The organism is Mesorhizobium sp. dw_380 (assembly GCF_018588885.1).
In the GTDB taxonomy this organism is placed as follows: Bacteria; Pseudomonadota; Alphaproteobacteria; order Rhizobiales; family Rhizobiaceae; genus Mesorhizobium.
On record NZ_JAFFIW010000063.1, the window covers coordinates 1 to 21,561 of the forward strand.

The following is a 21,561-nucleotide window of genomic DNA, read 5'->3' on the forward strand; positions in this document are numbered from 1 at the left end:
GCCCGCTGAATACGTCAAGATTTGCGACGTCTACGGCGCTGGCTACTTCTACATCCCCGGCACCGAAACCTGCCTGCGCATCGGCGGCTATATCCGTTACGACATCGGCGTCGGCGACGTGGGTTCGTTCGACGGTGCGACAAGCGCCGATCACGAGGACGGCGGCAGCAACGATACCTTCTACAAGCATGCCCGTTTCTCGCTAAAGACCTGGACCGGTCAGGAAACCGAACTCGGCACCTTGAAGACCTATACCGAGACCCGCTTCAACTTCCAGAACAACAACCGTGACTCGGGCAGGTTCGGAACGCTCAATACTGCTGCCAACGGCGACACCGTCTCGCTGAACTTCGCCTGGATCCAGCTCGGTGGTCTGCGCGTCGGTAAGGACGAATCGGCCTTCGATACGTTCATCGGCTACGCCGGCAACGTCATCCAGGATACGTTGGTTCCCTATGGCGGCTTCGACACCAACGTCGTGCAGTACTACTTCGACGCTGGCAACGGCTTCTCGGCTGTGGTCTCTCTCGAAGAAGGCTCGGGTACCGACACGATCGACAGCTATGTTCCGCATGTCGTCGGCGGCGTGAAGTACACGCAGGGTTGGGGCGCGGTTACTGGCGTCATCGCTTACGACAGCAACTATGAAGAAGTCTCCGGCAAAGTCCGTTTGGACGTGAATGCCACCAACGAACTGTCGCTGTTCATCATGGGCGGCTACGGCTCCGACGACAACCTGACGGACGGCACCTGGGCGTTCCCGGCTGGCGGTCGCGGCTTCTACAAGCCGTGGAGCGGCAATTGGGCAGTCTGGGGCGGCGGCACCTACAAGTTCAACGAAAAGACCTCGTTCAACCTCCAGGCGTCGTATGACGAAGGCAAGAACATCGGCATCGCCGCGAACGTTGCCTATGACATCGTTCCCGGCTTCACGGTCACGGCCGAAGTCGACTACTCGCGTCTCGGCGACGACTCCGTGTCGAACTGGACCGGTATTTCTCCTGGCCATGACGACGCAATCGGCGGCATGCTTCGCTTCCAGCGCTCGTTCTAAAAGGCGCTGCCTGATTGAAATCGAAAACCCGGCGGGCAACCGCCGGGTTTTTTCATGTCGTCTGTATGGAACTTCGGACAGCCGATGGCATGCCGCCCGCCTGCTGCCACACGTGCAGCGGTGGAAGAACAACCCTCGCAGCGAAAGCAAAGGAGGAAGCCAAATTGCTTGGCAAGCGACGCGCGAAACGGCGGGAGCTTCTGTGCCAGGATACGCCGGCGAGTAGGTGAAGGAACGCGGCGCTAAGCCTGAGGAAACCCTGTTAGACTGGTCTATCGGCGGAAAGCGTACGCCGGCGGGATTGGGTGCAACCTAAACTGCGCGCAGCATCAGGCACTACCGGTCAAATCTCAGCAAGATCGCCCAAGGCTTCGATCAACGGCTGAATCTCGCTTTCGTAATTCTTCCAACGCTTGACGGACGACGTATAGATCGGCTGGCGAACCTGCCAATTGCTGTAGGTATTTACGGAGCCGCCCCTGTCAAAAAAGCGCAGGCAGGCATCGTCCCACGGCAATCCGAGATAATCCATGAGCCGGCGCGACTGCTCCTCCTGATTTTCGATCAACGTCTCGTAGCGATTTTCGAAAATACGACCCGGGAAAACCTTGTCCCAATGCCGCATCAAGCGATCATACTCCCTGTAGTAAAGCCCCAGCGTCTCAAGATCGGCACTGTAGCTGTGGGCTTTATTGAACTGCAGGACGAAACAGGAGATGCAATTGTCGATAGCGTCGCGACGACAATGAATGATACGCGCTTTGGGGAAAAGAAGGCCAACCAGGCCAATCAGCTCGAAATTGTGAGGCATCTTGTCAACAATTCGCAGCGAGTCGGGAGCCCGCTCGCGCAGATAAGCAAGGTGCTCTTCGGCCAAAGTCCTGGTCAGATTGGGAGTAATCATCGCGATCGATTGGCCGAAGTTCACGCTGGAGCGGTCTGCGACACCGAGTCCATTGGCTGTTCGCCTAAGTTTGCTGAGCTCGCCGGCGCCATGAACATTGGGGTGACTGGCGCAGATCTGCTCTGTCAATGTCGTGCCCGAACGAGGCATGCCGACGACGAATACAGGCGCCTCCGAGGGATTGCCGTACGCGGCTCTTGAAGCCACCAGTTCCGGCGTGAAGGTTGCGATCATGCCATCGACCCAGCGACGGTAAGATTGCAGATCGAATGTATGGCCCCCGGCTCGATTGCCCTTCTTAAAGTGATCCATCGCCTCCTTATAGCGACGGAGGTCGTTGAGAACCTTTCCTGCGGCGTGATGGAGCGCTGCCGCTCCCTCCGGCCCATGGGCCGGGTCTTGAAGCTCCGTCAGGATTGCCCCGAGTTCTGGCGGCTCTTCAGCGAATTTGCGCGTGCGTACAAGCGCGTCGTGGGCAGCCGGTACCGCGATGCGCCGTTCTATTGCCTCTTTCAGATGAACCGCGGCTTCGTCCATACGGCCGAGGCTTGCGAGCGCGCGGGGCAACCCCAACCGGGCTACGGGATGATCTCGGTCGATCCTGAGCGCCTTCTCGAAGAGCGGCAGCGCCATCTCCCCCTTGTCAAACGCATTGTAGGCATCGCCCAAGGCGCAAAGCGCTTCCACCAGATCCGGCTTCAAGTCCAGGGCGTACTGAAAGTGCTTGATCGCCGGCGTAAATTCGCTGACCTTCAAATAGGTCTCGCCGAGGCTAAGATGGTAGTAAGGATTCTGCGAATCCTCTGCCACCGCCCGAGCAAAGTACCGCAGCGACTTTTCGTCATCGAAACCAAGCCCTAGCGTTCCCAGGATATACAGGGCTAGCGGATGGTTTGACGTGCGAGCCAGGACCCTATGGCACAGTTCCTCAGCCTCGGACAGGCGTTCGGTCTGCTGCAACTCGAGCGCCTGCCGTAAAAGCAAGTCGTCGGGGTGGCTGCGGTGGGGGCCTGCCTTGGATTGTGCTTTGAGTGGCGCAGCCTTCGCTGATGAGGCCTTCAGCCAGGGTTGGGCCTTGAGGTGCTTTGCCCATGCGGGCGGCAATCGGTTGCTCATCCTGTTTCGCTAGCAAAAGGGGCTTGGAGAATCCAGCCTCAATAGCCGTTTTGCGCAGAGCGCTGGCGTCGCCCCATCGATTTGCCCATTCTTCCGGATCGACCCTTATCGGATTTCCGTTCCGCGCTTGCGGTAGTAATCTAGCTCCCTGCGCACTGCCAAGACGATACGGTGACCACAAGTTTTGGTGCGTCTCAATCCATTCATGGGATGCGTTATAAGCAACCACCTGCAAACCTCGTCGCGATGTCTCGGCGGGTCATGGCGCTCCTTCGACCGAACTCGTGGACGCCATGGCGTCGGCACCGGCGGCGCTGTAGAGACAGTATTGCCGGTTGCACGAGGCGCGCACGAACCCTGCCGCTTAGTGGCGATCCCCGACGTCGGTCCGGTGACGGCGCTCTTTCCTATTCCGTCGTGCTGGCTTTTTTTCTGCGACGGATAGTGTGCGACTGCGCGACGGCCATTTTTAACTCGGGTGTGATCTCCAACGGCGCATTCTCTGTCCCATGTGGGTTCTGTAGCCCCTGGACCTGGACGGTCGGAAATGGGAGTTCGATGCCCTGCTCCTTGAAGACTTGGCGCAGCCGTACATAGAATTTACGTTTCATACCGAAGGCGCCTCCCGGTCTGGTCATGGCCTTGACCCTCAACACGATGCCGTACTCGCCGAACTCCTGTACGCCCTGCATCTTGATCGGGTCGAGCACCCAGTGTTTGAACTCGGGGTCTTCCGCCAATTCGAGGCCGATCCGCTTGATCAGCTTGCGGGCGAAGTCAATATCGGTGTCATAGCCGACGGTGATGTTGAATTTGTCGATAACCCAGTCACGGCTCTGGTTCTGGACTGCCCCGAGTTCACCGAACGGTATCGTGAACAGCGGACCACGATGGTGGCGCAGCTTCACCGAGCGCAGCGAAAAGCTTTCCACGGTACCCTTGTAGTTGCCTGAGGAAATATATTCGCCGACACGAAACGCATCGTCGAGCAGAAAAAACACGCCCGAAATGATGTCCTTGACGATGGTTTGTGCCCCAAAGCCCACCGCGACGCCGACGACGCCAGCGCCGGCGATCAGCGGGCCGATCTGGATACCCAGCGAGGCGAGCATCATAAGCACAGCCATCACGATGATCGATGCGAGCAGAATGTTCTGCAGGATCGGCAAGAGCGTGTGCAGCCGCGCCTGCTGCGGATCGAGGATCGGGGCCTCCTCGTCGCTGATCACAGGGTGCGGTGTTTCGATGCCCAGCTTTCGTTCGATCAAAGCTTTGATGATCGACCAGCCGAAATCGGCTGCGAGGGCAATGACCACGACATTGATCAAGCCGCGCAATATGAACGTCGCGGTCGCATTGCCCTCCTGCATTGACTGCATGTTCAGGCCCCAGACACGCGCGAGAAAGTAAGCCGCCGCCAGGATGAAAATCATTCGGATTCCGCGATCGATGACAGCGATCGTCACCGCCGGGATCGTAGGCCGGCCGGCATCTTCCGAACCCGGCCGCAGAACGAAATTGACCCCGCGCTGCGTCAGGACGATTGCCAAGGGCAGGAAGAATGCGGCGAAGGTAAACCAGAAGATTGTATAAAGGCCGGCGATGCGCTGCAGGAACAGAACGACGAAATAAGCAGTCAATAACCATGTCGCTTCCGCGTGGCCGCCGTGGCGCGCACCGTCTCGCTGCGTTCGTGGCCGACGCCAGACGGCAAGCAGCAAGAGCAACAGCAGTACGAAATCGGCGCCCAGTGACAGGACCATCATTCCGTCCTGATCGATGCCGAGACCGGGCAGGAGGATAAACGCGGCGCCGAAGAAGGCGAAGACGCCGACGATCCGGGGCAGCCAATAGGACCAATGGTCAGCCGTTTCGTTGGTGATCGGCAAGGCACGAACCTCGACGGCGTTCTCGACCTTCATGAAGGAAGGGACGAGCGTGGCCATGACGTACATGCGCACACCCCACGTAACGACTGCCGCCACCAGAAATGTCAGAACAATCTCGCGGATAAGCATTGGCCAGTCGAACAGCATGAACGCGCCGGCGCTGCCCAGTGCGAAAGAGACGATCAGCATGCTGGAATAAAGCGCGCGACCGCCAATCTTCTTGGCTCGCCCAACGGGCGTATCCTTCGGTTGCGCGATAATCCAAAGCCGAAATGGCCGGGTGACTTTGTACGTTCCCCAAGTAAGCGCCAGGCCGGCAGCGATGAACATCGCAACCAGCATAAATACGCTGACAGGTCCCTTGCTGGACATATCCTCCATGGTCTCGGCCCGCACGCGCGCGAACTGGCCTGGCAGCAAGGGCAAAGTTCGGACGATTCTTTCGATATGATGCCTGATCCGATCGAGCGTCGAGGATGCCATCGTGTTCATCTGGCCTGGTGCGGCCGCGGCGCCGGACGATGCGTCAGTCGGCGAAGCTCCTGTCTCGGCAGGCGCTCCCCTTGACCCGGCGTCCTGATTTCGTTGTTCGGCCATCCAGGTCTTCACTGATGGATCGTCGAGAAGCTCGAACAGCTGTTTGACCCTTTCAGGCGGGGCGGTCGCCGGCGCCTGCGCCTGTGCCTGACCGGCCAGCAAGAGGGCGATCCCAACAACGAGCGGCCCGGCAATCAGGACAAACATCGCGCTCAGATCTCGGAGACGTTGTGTCGGGCGTGCCAGATTCCTGGGTACCAATCGTCGAATTGTGAGTGCCATCGTGCTGTTAGCTTTCCGGTCAAATCGGCGAGGAACGACATCTATGTCCGTTGTTGTCTTACCTTGAAGAAACCGATGTCGCGGTGCAAGACGTCATCGTTCCGAGCCAGAACGTTTGCGCCGGGTATTTGGCGGTGTTCATTTAGCCGCCAGGGCAGGGCATTCCGATCGGCGTGACATCGGGCGATCGCCAGAGTCTGGTCGCGTGCGGAGCGTCTCGTCTATCTTGCGATTGTGAACGGGGAACAATGACACTGACGAGTTCACCGCTCTTGGAGCACGGCCTCGAGAGTGGCAACAAAGTCGTCGAGCGAGCGGTCTCCGCGAATCTCAATGCGCGGAAGGTCGATGGGGTCGCTGTCGAGGTCCGCCGGCCCATGTCTGCCGCCGAAGCCGATCCGATAGCCGCATTCCTTGGCCAGTCTGCCAAGCCGCCGGTCGGTGACGGAGAAGGGTGCTGCGAACGCCGTGGTTGGCCGACCGCTCCACCGTTCGATGAACATGCGAGAGCGCAGGAGCTCGGCGGCCAGGTCGGAGCTCGACAGGCCATCGATCGCGCGATGCGTCGCCAGATGGCTTCCGAACAAAGCACCTTCGGCGGCGAGACGTCGCACCGTTCCGGCGTCCATAAGCCGCGTCGGCGGGCCGATGCCGGCGTCCCATTTTGCACTTTCACCCACCAGGTCCGTCACCAGGAACACTTCCGCAGTCAGGTCGTGCGCACGCAAGATCGGCCAGGCATGGTCGGCAAAGTTCTGGAAGCCGTCGTCGAAGGTGATGAGCACCGGGCGGCCAACGACAGGCTGGCGGTTGGCGATGGACTGCTCCAGCTGCTCGGACCCAATGGCGTGAAAGCCATTGGCGCGCAGCCATGCCATCTGGCCCGCGAATGCGTTGGGCGTGAGCCGAAAACGGGCGAGCGCGTCCGGACCTTCATCGGCGACGCCGTGATACATGAGGACGGGGATATGCTGGCGCCGCTCGTTACGTGCGACGTCGCGGCGAAGGGCCCGCGCCCCGCCCCAGACGATATTTCGCGCGACCCCGATTTCGATGGGCGCGCTGATCGGCACATGATCGATCACCGGTTCCGCCACCACATCGTCCGGCGAAAGGCGGCGGAAGCGGTCTATGCGGTAGAGTTCGGTCTGGATCGATTGCTCGAGCACGAGGCCTTCGGTCGCTGCCAGAGTCTCTGAGATCGCTTGTGCACCGAATGTGTTCCAGTCGAAGCCCGTCTTTTCGACATTGTCACGCAGCACGAATGCGTGTGCGCTGATGAAACTGCCGCCAGGCGCCAACGCCTCAGCGAATTTCTTGGCAATGCGCCGCAACTCGGCGAGATCATCCAGGTAGTAGAGCACTTCCGAACAGAAGATCAGATCCATCCCACCCGGCAGCGTGTCCGCGCAGAAATCCAGCACGCCAAATTCAATGTTCGGCTGATCGCCGCATCGCGCGCGGGCCCGTCCGACGGCTATGGCGGAGATGTCGGTTGCGGTCAAATGGCCCACTCGCGGCGCCAGCTGCCGCGTGAAGTGGCCCTCCGCGCAGGCCAGCTCAAGCGTCCGTCCGATGGGACCGGCAGGCAGGATTTCGAGCTGCCGCTGATATTTTTCCTGCTCATAGGAGGAACCGTAGTTCCAGGGATCCTCGGTCGCGAAATAGCCATTCCAGAACGACGTGCGATCCTTGTCGTGCCTGGTCCGCGCGCGGCGCGGCGCCGCAGGAGGCTCCGCTGGTTCGGCGCTCGACCGAACCAGCTCCCGCGCTTGCGCGGCCAATCGCGCGAGTCTGCCGAAGTGGCTGTCCGGATCGGGCCCGCGTTCGGCTGTGGCTGACAATGCCTCGGCGGCAAGCGTGTTCGAAGTGTCGGCGCCGGCCTCCTTTTGCGGTGCGAAATTCCGGATCAGTTCAATCCAATGATCCCTTGTCACTTTCCCCAGTACGCCGAATTGCACGACGGCCTGGATCTGGCCATCCATCATCAGGTAGGCATAGATTTGATCGATCCCTTCCCGCAGTTCGGTCGAGGTCGGATTTCGAACATCGACGCGAATCCCGAGCGTCCGCGCCAGCCTGCGCGGCGCGGCAAGGTCGTCGCCGTCGAGAAGCATTTCCTCAAGCTGGTACTGGATGCGGCGAGCCGCTGCGGGATTGTCCCAGAGTTTGCCGAGTTCGGTAATCAACTCGGTGAGGGCGCCGCCGAACCTGTCCCACTTGGCAGCCAATTGCGCTGGCACCGATAGGCTTCCTACCATCAGGCCATCGAAGGCCACCTTGGCGATCTCACGCGCCCACTTACGTCCTGCCGGGAGCGCGCGCAGGGGCTGCGGGTTGATCGAGCCCGAGCCGCGGCCGCAATCCGACGCGGCGTTCCACAAGGCGAACCACGCGAGTGCTTCGGAAGCGGTGCTGCCGTCCGACGGGTTCGCTCCATTGGCGTGCGCGGACGCCGGATGTTTGACTCGGGGATCAGCAGAAAAGCCGCGGGCAATCACGATTTCCGCGTCTACCAGCATCTGCGTCGAATTGCGGGTGAGCGCGTTGGCGCTGGCTCGATAGAAGGCGAGCGGCTCGTCGACAATCACCCAGTTTTTGCCGAGACGTGCGAGGCGCTGCCACAGATCCCAGTCCTCGCAGGTGCGCAGCGACACATCGAAACCGCCCAACTCGACGATCGTCGCCCGGTCGACCAGCAGCGCGTGAGTGCGGATGGCACAGCGTCGCGCGAATGTGTCGAACGGTTGGATCGCAACCTCGGGGGCGATGCTCGATGGGGTGAGTGCACCATCGGGCATCACGCGCCGAGAACCGCAATAGGCGGCCACTGCGTCGGGAGCGGTTTTCAGTGCGGCCAGCATTTTCGTAAGGAAGCTGGCATCCAACCAATCGTCGGCATCCAGGAACATCAGCCAGTGGCCGCGCGCCGTCGAAATCCCGTTATTGCGTGCGCCGGCGGGGCTATACGCGCAAGAACTCAACGTCCGAAATCGGGCATCTTGTTCCACATAACCGGCGATGGTCGCGGGGGTGCGGTCCGTGGAGGCGTCGTCGACGATGATAGCCTCCCAATCCACGATTTCCTGATCGAGAAGACAATCGAGTGCGCGCGCCAGCGTTACCTCCGCGTTGTGCGCAGGAACTACGATTGAAACCAATGGATTATGCGCCACGTTGTCTTACCCGCGCCTGGTGGTTCGAAGGTAGAACAAGATGCGTTGATCTTTGTCGGCGTAGGCCGTCACAATTGACGCCGATCCGTTCGACCCATCGTCCACCACGACCATATGCCGGCGGATGCCGGCATGCATTGCGCCGATGTTTTGCTCGACATTGAACATCGGTACCACACCGCCTTGCGGTAGCATTATCCTGGATCATCGAGCCTTCGTTTTCTTCGGCAAGAGTCGGCGAATGTCAAAACCGGAATAACGGCATCGGATCGCAGCACTGCCCTGTCAAGGTCGGGGCGAATTAGAGGCAAGAAAAAAGACTTGAAGACAGGCTTGAATGGCAAGCGCTCGTGCCCGACGGCTTAGGGCGGCGGCCATCGGCAAAAAAGATGATCGCGGGCGAAGACGCGAGCGCAAGCGGATCCGGATCGACCCACTCGGAACCGCGGCCGAACTGCGAGCGCTGCAGTTGCCTGATGATGGATTTAAGGCGCTCGATCTCACCGTCCCAGTGCTCGACAACCGCCGCCATGTCACGCACAAGATGCCGCAGAAGAGCCGGTTCGCTGGGCAGATTGTCGAGGTCGAGCCGCATGTCCAAATCTACCCGAAATCGGAACGCACGAACCGGCTTAAGCCGAGAAGAATCCGGCTTGCGGGCCGGCTATTTTGCTGACATGTTTATTAGTTTCTAAATTAGCACTGTGGCAGCTAGTCAAGTGAAGGGGCATAGGGATGGCCAAGGAATCGTCGAGTACCGCTTCTTCGGCAAATAAAGCGGACGGAAATCTGACAAGTAATGCAGACGCAAACGGGCTGACCTTCATGGCGAGCCAGGCTCGCGAGAGCGGGGCCCCCGGCGACGCTGTAGGTGTCGACAAGATACGTGATCTTCTGTTCGGCAACCAGATGCAGGACTATGACCGCCGTTTTTCCAAGCTGGAAGAGCGGGTCTTGCAGCGCTTCAAGGATGTCGAATCCGAGGCCAAGCGCAATCTTGAAATGTACGAGTCAAATGCAAAGAAGCAGGTCGACTCGCTTGCGGGGCAACTGCGGAACGAAAAAGACGCGCGAGCCGACGGCGACAAGGAGATTGACCGGAATCTTCGCGAGCAAAATCAGGCCCTTGAAAAGCAGGTGCGCGCATTGTCGGATCAAGTGAGCGAGCTTGAGCGCGAAGTTGCGGACCGGATAAATCGAAACGATCATTTGCTGCGTGAGGAAATCAAGCAAAAGAATGAAGGCATTCAGATGCTAATGGAGAAGATGTTTTCCGATCTCGGCAATGTCAAGACCGACCGAAATCTTTTGGCGGGCCTGTTTGTCGAGGTTGCAAAATGTCTCAATCAGGACCCTGTCGGCAGCAAGAGCAACTCGGAGCGTAGCTGGAAAGTGAGTTGATCGGAACTTGACGTCAACCGTCGACCCAATCAGCCTTCCGCAAAGAACAGCCTCGAACGATACAGAGATTGATCGCGAGGCTCTGGCTCGTCTTTTGATCGAAATTGCCCGGAACGTTGATCCGGATTATCGTGCGCGTTTGGACGCAGTTCCAAGCGCCGATCCTCGCATGGAAACGCTGCGCCAGCTGCTGGTCAGCCGCGAAATTTCAGAGCTTTCACGCGTTACGCATCTGCTGGACGAACCGGAGCAGCTTGCGGCAGCCGTGGGCGGCGTTCTTTCCAGTGCGGCCGCACGAGCGCCTCATACGCAACTCGGCGAGGCCCTTGCGCCAGCTGTCGAAAGGGCTGTGCAACGGTCCATCCAGAAGAGCCCGCGCACGCTGACGGACATATTATACCCGGTGTTTCTGCCGGCAATTCGCAAGTCGATCGGTGAAAAGATCGACCAAACCTTTCAGTCGCTGAATGAAACTTTAAGGCATATATTTACCTGGCATGGGCTTAAGTGGAGATTTGAATCCTGGAGAACTGGAGCCAGCTTCTCGGAAGTTGTCCTGAAGCATTCTCTTATCTATCGTGTAGAGCATGCCTTTCTCATTAACCGCAATTCAGGGCTTTTGATAGCGCATGTAACTGCCGATAATGCAACGAGCGAAGACCCTCAACTCATTTCGTCGATGCTTAGTGCAATTCAAGATTTTGTAAAAGACTCATTTAACGAGAAAGAACAGAGCGGCCTGGACACTATTCGTTTTGGCGACCTTCGTCTCTGGTCGGAAGTTGGGCCGTTTGCGACCCTGGTTGCGGTGATCCGTGGAAATCCGCCAGAGGACTTACATGAAATAATTCGCGATGTATTGCTTCGTATCCATGAGGAATGCTCACAGGCTTTAGTGGAGTTTGACGGCGACAGTTCGCAGTTGGCCGGCGTAGAGGCGCAGTTGCAGACCTGCGTCGAGCTGAAGCAGGAGGAATCAAACCAGGGATTTCCGTGGCTGGTGGTGGCCCTGGCCCTGCTGCTTTTGATTCTGGCAGGCGGCTGGTTCTTTCTTTCCTGGCAATCCGGGCAGCGCTGGCAGGCCTATGTGTCACGACTGGAGACCCAGCCGGGCATCATTGTTGCAGAACAAAAGATACGCGATGGCCAATTCTATATTGCCGGCCTGAGAGACCCGCTTGGCGCCGACCCGCAGTCGCTGTTGTCCGGAACGCAGGTCGACCCCGACCGGGTCCATTCGCAGTGGCAATTCTATCAAAGCCTTGAACCGGAGTTCGTGTTGAAGCGGCTGACGGCGTCGCTGGCTCCGCCGGTTTCAGTACGACTTTCGATTGTCAATGATCGCATCGTTGCCGAGGGTGAGGCTCCCAACACCTGGATAGATCGGGCGCGCGCAGCGGCCCGACAGCTTTCGGCAGGCGGGCCGCTATTCGATATCTCCAGAGTCCGCGATGTAAGCCCCGAAGTGCGCGAGGCGGAGCACTGGCAGGCCTACGTGTCGCGACTGGAGACCCAGCCGGGCATCATCGTTGCCGAACAAAAGATACGCGATGGTCAATTCTATATTGTTGGCCTGAGAGACCCGCTTGGCGCCGACCCGCAGTCGCTGTTGCCCGGAACGCAGATCGATCCCGCTCGCGTCCATTCGCAGTGGCAATTCTATCAGAGCCTTGAACCGGAGTTCGTGTTGAAGCGGCTGACGGCGTTGCTGTATCCGCTGAATTCAGTACGACTTTCGATCGTCCAGGGTCGCATCGTTGCCGAGGGTGAGGCTCCCGACACCTGGATAGATCGGGCGCGCGCAGCGGCCCGACAGCTTTCGGCAGGCGGACCGGAATTCGACATCTCCAAGGTTCTTGACGTGAGCCCCGAAGCACGCGCGGCAGAGCACTGGCAGTATTATGTGTCGCGACTTGAGGCCCAACCGGGAATCATCGTCGCCCAACAAACGGAGAGGGGCGGAGATTTTTACATTTCCGGCCTGAGAGACCCGCTTGCCGTTGACCCGAAAGCTCTGCTGTCCGGAACGGAGGTTGATCCTGCCCGCGTTCATTCGCAATGGCAATTCTATCAGAGCCTTGATCCGAAGTTCGTGGTGAAGCGGCTGACGGCGTCACTGACCCCGCCGAAATCGGTTCAGCTTTCGATCGTCCAGGGTCGCATCGTTGTCGTGGGTGAGGCTCCTGCCGCCTGGATCAACCGGGCGCAGGCCGCCGCCGAACAACTTTCGGCGGACGGAGTGGTTCTGGATGTCTCGCAGCTGCATGAGCTGAACCTTGCGGAACTTAATTATTTGAGAGAGGCCATCCAGGCGACCGATATTTTCTTCTATTCCGGCAAAGTTGTGCCGGGACCAGAGCAGTTGCCGGTTCTCGACAGGTTGGCGGATCAAATAAAGGAATTCGCCCAAAATGCCCGCAAGTCAGGCGTAACAGCACGGTTCATGTTGACCGGGCATTCGGACGCCACGGGCCGTGAGACGGCCAACGCGTCGATCAGTGCCGCCCGCGCCGAGACAGTTCGTGCGCTTCTCAACAAACGCGGCGTCGCTCCGGAACTGTTGCTGGTTCGGGGCGCCGGCACTTTTGAGCCGCTGGTGCCAGAAAATAGTCAAACTGGGAGCTCTACCAATCGCCGGGTTTCGATTACGGTAAACCTGGACTAGTGGAGCCCAAGATGTTGCAAAAAAAGATCTGCATGCTGGGCGGGTTCGCTGTCGGAAAGACGAGTCTGGTTCGCAGGTTTGTGCAAAGCATTTTTTCAGAAACCTACTTGACCACGGTGGGAGTGAAAATCGACAAGAAGAATGTCGCACTCCAGGACAAAACCGTGGATCTGATTTTGTGGGACTTGGCCGGCGAAGACGATATCGGCTCATTCCGCGTCAGCTATGTTCGAGGTGCAACCGGGCTTGTGCTTGTCGTCGATGGAACCCGCGCTGCTACTCTTGCCGTGGCGCTCACGCTGCGCGAACGGGCCGAGGCCGAATTCGGCGCTATGCCGTTCGTCTTGCTGATCAACAAATCCGATCTGGCCGATCGGTGGGCGATATCGGATAGTGAGATTAACGAACTGAGGCAACGTGGATGGCAAATCTATCTAACAAGTGCGCTCTCGGGCGAGCATGTTGATGATGCGTTTCGTCAACTTGCTTTGATGGTAACCAAATAGACCATGCATGGATTGCCAAGAGAAGTCAGAAGTTGGATTTTCAATTTCTTCTACAAAGGGCACTCTGTCGCGTATCTGAAAATCGACGCCCAGCTTTGCATAGCTGCTAAGGGCGGAAATGTTGAACATTACGGACTCTCATCGCTTCGCATTGGCAAAGCTGTTGCCGAGCAGCTTGAATTTATGGAAGGTTTGCTGCCTTGCCCGGAGCTTCCGTTTCACATTGCCATGGTCGAGCTGCCCAGCGGGCGTGTCGCGGACCTTCATTTTTTTGCTGACAATGCCTGCGTTTGGCTGCTCTTTCTGGACGCCACTGCCGAACGCGACAATAGGCAGCGGCTTCAACAAAAGGCTTATGAAATGACACTCCTGCAAGAGAGGGAGCGTCAACTCAACGAGAAATTACAATTGACGAACGAGGCGTTGAGGAAGAGCCAGGAGGGATTGGCGCGTGAATACCAGCGCGCCGAAACCCTGCTCCTCAACATTCTTCCGGCGTCGATCGCGGAGCGGTTAAAAGCGCACAAAAAAATTGCTGACAACCACGCAGAAGTGAGTGTGCTTTTCGCCGACATCGTCGGTTTTACGGAACGAGCGCGGAGCGTCGGAGCCGTGACGACGCTCGCTATTTTAAATTACTTCTTCAAGGCGGCGGATCGGCTCTCGGAACGATACGGCTGCGAAAAGATCAAGACAATCGGCGATTGTGTGATGGTGGTCGCTGGCCTGCCCACCGCGCGATCCGATCATGCAAAGGCTCTCGCGCGCTATGCACTTGAGCTGCGCAAGGCGGTTAAGCGCGAACGCTTCGCAGGAGAACCGCTGAGACTCAGAATTGGAATTCACTCAGGACCAATCGTCGCGGGCGTCATAGGCAAGAGGCGGTTCGCCTATGACCTGTGGGGCGACACCGTTAATCTCGCCTCGCGTATTCAAACGTCCGCGGAGCCCGATGAAATCCGTATTTCGGATGCAACTCGCCAACTGCTTGGACCAAATTTTGCTTGCGACCCACTCGAGGAAACGGAATTGCGTGGTACAGGTCGTGTGCGAATGTGGCGGCTCCCGGCCTGATTTGCCGCACGGAAGTGCCGACCAACGCGAAGTTTTGACCCAATGGTGACCTTCATTGTCCGCATTGCGAATGGCAGCAATGCGGATCATTTGCAGTCTTCCGACGGTCTATTGGGCGACTTGGGACACGGCTGACATCAGCTCCTGCGGGTTTGGCGCCCCAAACATGTATCGCCCACCTTCTGGAACCTCCGTGAAGCTCCAGCGGACGATCCCCTGCCGGTCCAGTAGGAACTGACCTATCAGTTGTCCGTGTCCCGTTGCCATCATCTGCTCGTCGGCTTCGGTCACTTCGTAATTGTCCTTCTTGTCGAGGAATTCGCTGGCCGCAAAAGGATCCATTGGACCGGGCAACTCGCCTGGTACGTCGACCCGCATATCCTTTGCCGCTGCCATCGAGACCTTGTACGGCCAGTTCGTCTCGTTTTGGGTGAATTCGAGATTGGGCAGTCCAAAGGCACGATGTGAAGCGCGTTCAGGGTCGGAGGCCGCAAGCAGATTCGGCATTGGGTGGTAGCGGAAATAGAGGCGCGCCCGTTCGATCGGCGTGTTGACCACCGTCAGGCTCTCCACACCCTTTTCGCGCAGCTCCGGATCAAGCCGCGCCTGGGCGGCGATATGGCGCCGGCAAAACGCACAATGCAGACCTCGAAACAGGCCGACCAGCACCGGTTTTTGTCCGCGAAAGTCGTCAAGCGCGATCTTGCCTTCCTGGGTAATGGCGTCGAGTACCACGTTCGGCGCACGGTCGCCCAATTGAAGCGGCACCAAGTCACTATGCGCGGACATTTCCAACCTCCAACCCCGGCTAGTCGAGAAAAGGCAGCACCACAAGCGCTTCCGGGTCGAGCCCGTGCTGGGCGCATATATCCTGCGCCAAGGAAAAGTAGCGTTCGGCCTCGGCCAGATTGTCGAGGTCGAGATTAAGCGTTGCAAGACCATCATAGCACGGAAACAGCAGTTGGGGTTCGCCCGTTTCGCGCGCTACGTCCAGTGCTTCGTGGAACAACCCAACCGCCAGGTCCGGACGGCCGTTGCACTGGTGGATCTGCCCAAGCACGATCAACGGCACCGGCAGGTGCTCGCGCTGGTCGAGCGCCCGGTCGATCTCGATGGCCTTCTCGGCAGCAGGCACGCCCTCCGTTGGACAGCGATCCGTGAACGTACAACAAGCGACCGCCAGATTGGCGAGAAGGCGCGCCTGGAAGCCCAAATCACCAATATGGCGCGCCACTTCAAGACCGCGCCGGCAGACCTCCATCGCCTGTGCCGGGTCGATGATCGTGTAAAGCACGCCGAGATTGGTGTAGCCGCGGCAGGCAGCGCCCAGCAGACCGGCGGCTTCGGCCAATTCAATGCTGTGCTCGACCTGACGCACGGCTTCACGGTTTCGCCCAAGGCGAGCCAGCGCGACAGCCTTGGTATTGAGTGCCTCGGCGGTCACAAGAGTGGCATCACGCCCTACCTCGGAGACATGCTCCGTTGTCAGAGTGCGTACGCAATCCAGCGCCGCGTCTGCCCATTTTGCCGCGAGAGCGTGATCTCCGCTACGGAACGCCTGTCGGCCACGTTCTTGCCAGAGATGCGCCTGCTCGATCGGGGCATCCGCTCCATCGAGGAGCGCTGCCGCCTCAGCATAGCGGGGTTCTGCCTTGTCCCGCTTGCCGACGTCCCAGAGCAGCCGACCGATCTTACGCAAAACTCGCGCCGACGCGACGCGATTGGCCGACTCGCGGTATGCCTGCAACACCGTCTCGTAGTGGTGGTGCGCGATCTCGCGGCGGCCTGCCGGCCCGCTCAAATCGGCAATGCGCTCTGCAATTGCCAGTTTGAGCGGTGTTTGCCCGGTCGCGTCCAACGCAGTCAGTGCTCGCTCGTAGAAACGAAGGGCGTCGTCATTGGCGTATATCATGCGAGCGCGATCTCCTGCCGCCTGCAGGTAATGCGCGCCCTTCTCCCGCTCGGCGCTCTGTGCGAAATGATGACCGAGCACGGTCAAATCTTCGAGCCGTTCCGGCTTGTCGCCGCACAGTTGCTCCAAGGCAGCACCGATCCGCCCGTGGATTTCGGTCCGGCGTTGCAGGAGCAGATTCTGGTAGATCACGTCCTGCAGCAATGTTTGCGTAAAGCGGTAGCTTTGCGACGAGACCGAGCCTGATCCGGCAACTTCCTCGATGATTTCCGCATCGCAAAGCAGTTCGCAGCCGGCTTCCAGCCGGGCGGGGTCGGCTGTCACGGTTTTCAGAAGTGTGGCATCGAAGCGCGGGCCGATTACCGCGGCTTCCTGGGCCAACCGGCGCACCTCTTGTGGCAGCCGGTCGACGCGAGCAAGCAACATTGCCTGGATAGTGGCGGGAATGCCGGTTGCGGCTTCGCCTGCCACAGTCCGCCATCGCTCGCCCTCGCGCATCAGCACACCGCGGTCGATAAGGCCGCGAACGATCTCCTCGATAAAAAGGGGGTTGCCGCCCGCGCGCTCGAGGATCTGGTCGAGAAGCCCTCCTGCTGAGTTTGCCCAGCTCTCGCCGAAAAGCGCCGCCAGCAGTCTGCGTCCGTCATCACTGTTGAGCGGCGAAAGCCTGAGCGCTGTGTGACTGACCCGACTTGAGTCGAGCTGGTCGTTGTCCGGCGCCGGACGATGCGTGACCAGCAACATCAACCGTGTGCGTTCCAACCTGTCCATCACGAAACGTAGTGCCTCGAGCGACACGGCGTCGGCCCAGTGCAGGTCTTCGACGACGATCAACAGCGGCGACAACGCAAGCCGCCGTTCGACGATTGTGCGGACTGCGTAGAGAATTTGCCGCCGCAGCTGCTCGGGCTCGACATGCTGCAATGTGGCATCCGGGTCGCCAAGGCCAAGCACATGGTAGAGCAAAGGCATCAGCCGCTTCGCCTCCTCGCCCTCCAGGCCGAGATCGGCAAGCAAGGCTGCGAGCTTCCCCCGCATTTCGTCCCCATTGTCGTTTTGCATCATCCCGGCAGCGCTACGCACCACTGCGCCCAAGGCGCCAAAAGATTGTTCGCCTAGCGGCGAGCACGTGGCCTGCCGCACGGCGACGTTGCGAAAACGATCTTCGTCGCCGATGCGGGCGACGAACTCCTTCACCAGTCGCGATTTGCCGATACCGGCTTCTCCGACGAGGCGGACAAGTTGGGCCGAGCCGCCGCACGCCTGGTCAAGGCTCGCCATCATCCTATGGAGCTCCGCATCACGACCTATCATCGGCGCGCTGAGGCCGAGCGCCTCGAGTCCACGCGCTGCACGCGGCGCCGCAAGCGGTGCATCCAGTCGATGGACGAGCACACTGCCAGCCTTGCCGCGAAGCACGACATCACCCAGCGACTCGTAAGAGAAAGCATGCCGGGTCAGTCTGTGAGTGAGCTCGCCTACCAGCACCTCACCCGGTGCGGCCAGCGATTGCAGGCGTTGCGCCGTATTCACGGTGTCGCCGGTCACCGAATAGGATTTGGCGGCGCCGATGCCCAATCCGCCAGTGACAACCGGACCAGTGTTTATGCCGATGTGGAGTAACAGAGGCGAGCCGGAGTGGGGGGCGCTTTCGCCGAGCCGCGCCGTCCGGGCCACCATGTCGAGAGCGGCGCGAAGCGCACGTTCCGGATCGTCCTCATGCGCGACCGGCGCACCGAACAAGGCGAGCAGTGCATCGCCGATGAATTTGTCGACGAAACCACCAAAGTTTCGCACGGCCGCCGTCAATTCCTTGAACAGTTTGTTCTGCAGCGCTTGCATGACCTCGGGGTCGAGCTGCTCGCTGAGTGTCGTGAAGCCGCAAAGGTCGGCGAACAGGACCGTTACCGTCCGTCGATCGGCGTCTGAGACGGGATGCAGCCCATCTTCGCTTTCGATGTTCGCAAGCAGCGACGGAGTTCGAGAAGGCGGCACAATGGTCCGGCTTGGTGTCGGAGCAGGCCGTTCGACGGCTTTTGCGGGCGTACCAACGCTTGCCCCACATTTCGGACAGAACTCGAAATCAGGTGCGCAGAGGTAGCCGCAACTGGCGCATGGCACGGGCTGGCGCCTGCCACACCTCGGACAGAAAGCGTAGCCACCCTCAACCTCGAAACCGCAGCCCGAGCAGTCCATCGAACAAGACCTCACTAGGGCCGTGACGGCGCGATCCCGCTACGCACTTCACGGCCAAGGTATTCGCAAGGATGAACCGATAGCCGTCGACCGGCAAGTGGCAGCGCAAATGGGCATCGAGCGATCAGTGTGGGTCCGGTGGCAGAGCGCTGCCGATTCGGGCGGCTGCGTGGCCGTCGTTTGCGTCGAAGCAGCGTTGACAGCCCTGTTCGAGGATATCAAGCGGACTTACTGCTTACGCCCAAAACAAGACGCTCATTGTCTGGCGCTGAGCGTCGGCAGTTGGCGCTACTGCTCGTTCCCATCGACCCGACAAACGGCACCATTCAACCCCGTTGCGGACGCTCGTTCGCAGAAGGCGTACGGTGAAGTTTGACCCGATGCTGCCGTTCAGTCTCAGGATCACGAAGGTCCGATAATGTGAGAAAAGGCGACATGGGATCGCGACGGAAAACTGAAATATCGGAAAGTCGCTTCACTCGAGCCCGATCCACACAAAGCCGTCCTGCTTTCGGCAGGGATATACGATCAGCTTTGCGCGGTTTTTCGAAATGTCACCCAAATATTCAAGGCCCGCCCTGGTACCATCGTGCTCCAACTTCGCCCACCCCCTGATTTCGCCGGTAAGCAGGTCGAAACAACTCTGATGCCAGCGGCAGACCAGGCCAAGATCTGCGGTGATCGTGCTCTCCGTGTGTGGGAGCTTCAGCACTTCGGCCTGAGCGGAACTTCGGCGTTCGTAGAGCGGCAGGTGAAGATGCGGGCAGGCATTGTTGAAGGCGCAATAGTTGTCGGATCCGCGAACGACGACGATATCGTAGTCTTCAAAATCGAGAATCCGGCGTTCGTAGGGCTGAAGCTCGTCTTCGGCAAAAGCGCGAATCCACCTCCTGCCTCCCTGACGGATGGTTTCGCGAGGCCGTCTGGCATTCAGCTCGGCGTCAATTTCGGGCTTCAGCCTGACTATTTCGAACAGGCTTGTGCGCTCGCCGGTACCGCGAAGGCGTACCCTGACGAAGTCGCCGATTTCCGCCTTGTCGGCGATCTGGTCGCGGAGGGCCTCGGATATCAGCAAGCGCGTACCAGCATCTTTGTTGGCCGCCTCGACCCGGCTGGCCAGATTCACCACATCGCCGATTGCCGTGAGACGTTCGTGTCCGGCGAAACCCAATGTGCCGATGACGGCTTCGCCATAGTTGAGGCCGATACGAATATCGAAATCGATGCCATACATCGAGCTAAAGAACGGCTTCAGACGATCGACTGTGGCGAGGGTCTGGAGCGCGGCATTCACGGCGCGGAGCGGAGCGTCGGGCTGATCGTCGATGCCGAATATTGCCATGAGCCCATCGCCGATGAGTTTGTCGATGAAACCGCCATTCTGCTCGATGATGTCGCCGACCTGGGCGAAGTAGCGATTGAGCAGATACATCACGTCGTAGGGCGAAAGCCGCTCAGACAGCGCCGTGAAATCGACAATGTCACTGAAGAAGACCGCAACATGCTTTGCTTCGCCGCAACGCGTCGCGGCAGATCCGCCAAGCTGGCTGGTGATCATCATATCGGTTTCGTCCAGCACAAGGCGTCGGACGCGAAGCTCGCCTTCCGGCCTGAGCTGACAGGCCAGCCTAACTTCATCCGCCAATCTCAACCGGTCCGCCATCGAAGTCTCATCGGAATTCCGGGCCGGGCAGGCCTCCAGGCCATCGAGCACCCAGACGCGGCATGTCGAGCATTTCGCCCGGCCGCCGCAGGCATGGGCGAACGGCACGCCCGATCTGAGAGCCGCCTCGAGCAAGGTCTCATCGGCGGCCACGTTAAAATCGATCTGGTCAGGTAAAGCGGTTACTTTGGTCATATTCTTGAACAGAGGTCTGCGGCGTTGGCCGGCTCGCCAGTGTAGCACCAATCGGCTCAGGCAATCGAATCGTGCAAGATTCGGGCGCCGATGAAGCCGAGATGGTTCCGTTGCGAAGACCATGGGCTTAGCGCACTCTCTGTTGGCTGGCGGGGGCGATGGCAGAAAACGACGCAGCGATGTGATCCTCGTCCGAGCCTCTGACTCACCGCGGTCCGACGACAGTCTCGGCTAGCCCCAGCGCTCTTTGCGAGGAACGAACGCTCTGCATCGGTAGTGATCGTTCGCCTGGCGGCAACACGAATGTCGGCTCGTGGCGCAACTTGCTCGTTCCAATCGACGAGGCGAATGAGAACATTCGACCCCTTTGCGGACGGTCGTTCGCAGAAGGCGTACGATGAAGTTTGACCCAATCACGACGCTCACTCCGGTCAGTGGTAACGTCCGGATTTGGCACGCGATTCCGACCTCAGCGAACGTAACACGCCATTCCAGTGTATGATTGCTTCGCCAAATTGGGTGTGCGCTGCAATAGCAACCGAGATAGTCGCGCTTGCCGAAGGGGCTGTCGGCTCTGACGGGATTGGCGTAAGCTACAGTCAAGGGGGTGCACACATGCACCGCATCATCGCCATAGCGATCTTAGTTCTCGCGGCCGTGTTCAGTTCCGCGCGGGCGGAGGTGCTGATCGGCGCGGTAGGCCCGCTAACGGGGCAGCTTGCCTGGATCGGCGAGCAGCTGGAGCGCGGCACAGAGATGGCAGTGGCCGACGTCAACGCGGCGGGCGGCGTGCTCGGCCAGAAGGTCAGGCTCATCTCGGTCGACGACTTCTGCGATCCCGAGCAAGCAATGGCGGCAGCCCAAAAGCTAGTGGCTGACGGTGTCGTTTTCGTTGTCGGGCACATGTGCTCTGAGACGTCGATCCCGGTATCGGCGGTCTATGAGGCAGCAGGGGTACTGCAGATATCCCCGGCATCGACCAATCCGCAGC

General features: G+C 59.4%; 14 protein-coding genes. 6 read left to right on the forward strand and 8 right to left on the reverse strand.

Going from position 1 to position 21,561, the window contains the following annotated elements:
* Positions 1-1,054, forward strand: a 1,054-nt coding sequence (locus JT360_RS31220; protein WP_214477007.1) for a porin, incomplete at its 5' end; no start/stop codon positions are given.
* Positions 1,055-1,397: 343 nt separating this feature from the next.
* Here JT360_RS31220 and JT360_RS31225 read toward each other — a convergent pair.
* The 5 genes from JT360_RS31225 to JT360_RS31245 form a co-directional block, all read right to left on the reverse strand.
* Positions 1,398-3,074 carry a tetratricopeptide repeat-containing sulfotransferase family protein gene (locus JT360_RS31225; RefSeq protein WP_214477009.1) on the reverse strand — a complete coding sequence of 559 codons (1,677 nt, stop codon included), beginning with the start codon at positions 3,072-3,074 and terminating at the stop codon, positions 1,398-1,400.
* A gap of 407 nt (positions 3,075-3,481) precedes the next feature.
* Positions 3,482-5,707, reverse strand: coding sequence for a mechanosensitive ion channel family protein (locus JT360_RS31230; protein ID WP_214477011.1), 2,226 nt, complete (start codon positions 5,705-5,707; stop codon positions 3,482-3,484).
* Positions 5,708-6,045: 338 nt separating this feature from the next.
* Positions 6,046-8,958 carry a trifunctional glycosyltransferase/class I SAM-dependent methyltransferase/polysaccharide deacetylase gene (locus tag JT360_RS31235; protein ID WP_214477013.1) on the reverse strand — a complete coding sequence of 971 codons (2,913 nt, stop codon included), beginning with the start codon at positions 8,956-8,958 and terminating at the stop codon, positions 6,046-6,048.
* Positions 8,959-8,964: 6 nt separating this feature from the next.
* A complete protein-coding gene (locus JT360_RS31240) occupies positions 8,965-9,126 on the reverse strand; it encodes a glycosyltransferase family protein (RefSeq protein WP_214477015.1) in 162 nt (53 codons plus the stop codon).
* 133 nt (positions 9,127-9,259) lie between these two features.
* Positions 9,260-9,553 carry a hypothetical protein gene (locus JT360_RS31245; RefSeq protein ID WP_214477017.1) on the reverse strand — a complete coding sequence of 98 codons (294 nt, stop codon included), beginning with the start codon at positions 9,551-9,553 and terminating at the stop codon, positions 9,260-9,262.
* A 140-nt stretch (positions 9,554-9,693) separates the two neighbouring features.
* On the opposite strand from JT360_RS31245, the gene JT360_RS31250 reads away from it, so the two are divergent.
* The 4 genes from JT360_RS31250 to JT360_RS31265 are packed head-to-tail and all read left to right on the forward strand — an operon-like array spanning position 9,694 to position 14,604.
* Complete coding sequence (locus JT360_RS31250) at positions 9,694-10,359, forward strand: DUF3450 domain-containing protein (protein ID WP_214477019.1); 666 nt, start codon at positions 9,694-9,696, stop codon at positions 10,357-10,359.
* Between the two features lie 7 nt (positions 10,360-10,366).
* Complete coding sequence (locus JT360_RS31255) at positions 10,367-13,024, forward strand: OmpA family protein (protein ID WP_214477021.1); 2,658 nt, start codon at positions 10,367-10,369, stop codon at positions 13,022-13,024.
* 11 nt (positions 13,025-13,035) lie between these two features.
* Entirely contained in the window at positions 13,036-13,530 is a 495-nt protein-coding gene (locus JT360_RS31260; RefSeq protein ID WP_214477023.1) for a Rab family GTPase, read from the forward strand.
* 3 nt (positions 13,531-13,533) lie between these two features.
* A complete protein-coding gene (locus JT360_RS31265) occupies positions 13,534-14,604 on the forward strand; it encodes an adenylate/guanylate cyclase domain-containing protein (protein WP_214477027.1) in 1,071 nt (356 codons plus the stop codon).
* Between the two features lie 108 nt (positions 14,605-14,712).
* Here the strand turns inward: JT360_RS31265 and JT360_RS31270 are convergent, their stop codons facing one another.
* From JT360_RS31270 to JT360_RS31280, 3 genes are all read right to left on the reverse strand, one after another.
* Positions 14,713-15,393 (reverse strand): redoxin domain-containing protein, encoded by a 681-nt coding sequence (locus JT360_RS31270; RefSeq protein WP_214477034.1) that lies wholly within the window; start codon positions 15,391-15,393, stop codon positions 14,713-14,715.
* Positions 15,394-15,412: 19 nt separating this feature from the next.
* Complete coding sequence (locus tag JT360_RS31275) at positions 15,413-18,712, reverse strand: ATP-binding protein (RefSeq protein WP_214477029.1); 3,300 nt, start codon at positions 18,710-18,712, stop codon at positions 15,413-15,415.
* Between the two features lie 475 nt (positions 18,713-19,187).
* The gene (locus JT360_RS31280; RefSeq protein WP_214477030.1) at positions 19,188-20,693 is read right to left on the reverse strand and encodes an adenylate/guanylate cyclase domain-containing protein; all 1,506 of its coding nucleotides are present in this window, start codon (positions 20,691-20,693) and stop codon (positions 19,188-19,190) included.
* A gap of 492 nt (positions 20,694-21,185) precedes the next feature.
* Between JT360_RS31280 and JT360_RS31285 the strand changes: the two genes are divergently transcribed.
* A partial coding sequence (locus JT360_RS31285) for an ABC transporter substrate-binding protein (protein ID WP_214477032.1) occupies positions 21,186-21,561 on the forward strand: 376 nt, incomplete at its 3' end.

Bases quoted from the DNA above. Each gene is read 5' to 3' on its own strand.
- JT360_RS31230 (WP_214477011.1), bottom strand. From the start codon at position 5,707: ATGTTTGTCCTGATTGCCGGGCCGCTCGTTGTTGGGATCGCCCTCTTG.
- JT360_RS31225 (WP_214477009.1), bottom strand. From the start codon at position 3,074: ATGAGCAACCGATTGCCGCCCGCATGGGCAAAGCACCTCAAGGCCCAA.
- JT360_RS31250 (WP_214477019.1), top strand. From the start codon at position 9,694: ATGGCCAAGGAATCGTCGAGTACCGCTTCTTCGGCAAATAAAGCGGAC.
- JT360_RS31260 (WP_214477023.1), top strand. From the start codon at position 13,036: ATGTTGCAAAAAAAGATCTGCATGCTGGGCGGGTTCGCTGTCGGAAAG.
- JT360_RS31270 (WP_214477034.1), bottom strand. From the start codon at position 15,393: ATGTCCGCGCATAGTGACTTGGTGCCGCTTCAATTGGGCGACCGTGCG.
- JT360_RS31245 (WP_214477017.1), bottom strand. From the start codon at position 9,553: ATGCGGCTCGACCTCGACAATCTGCCCAGCGAACCGGCTCTTCTGCGG.
- JT360_RS31265 (WP_214477027.1), top strand. From the start codon at position 13,534: ATGCATGGATTGCCAAGAGAAGTCAGAAGTTGGATTTTCAATTTCTTC.
- JT360_RS31280 (WP_214477030.1), bottom strand. From the start codon at position 20,693: ATGGTCTTCGCAACGGAACCATCTCGGCTTCATCGGCGCCCGAATCTT.
- JT360_RS31275 (WP_214477029.1), bottom strand. From the start codon at position 18,712: ATGGACTGCTCGGGCTGCGGTTTCGAGGTTGAGGGTGGCTACGCTTTC.
- JT360_RS31240 (WP_214477015.1), bottom strand. From the start codon at position 9,126: ATGTTCAATGTCGAGCAAAACATCGGCGCAATGCATGCCGGCATCCGC.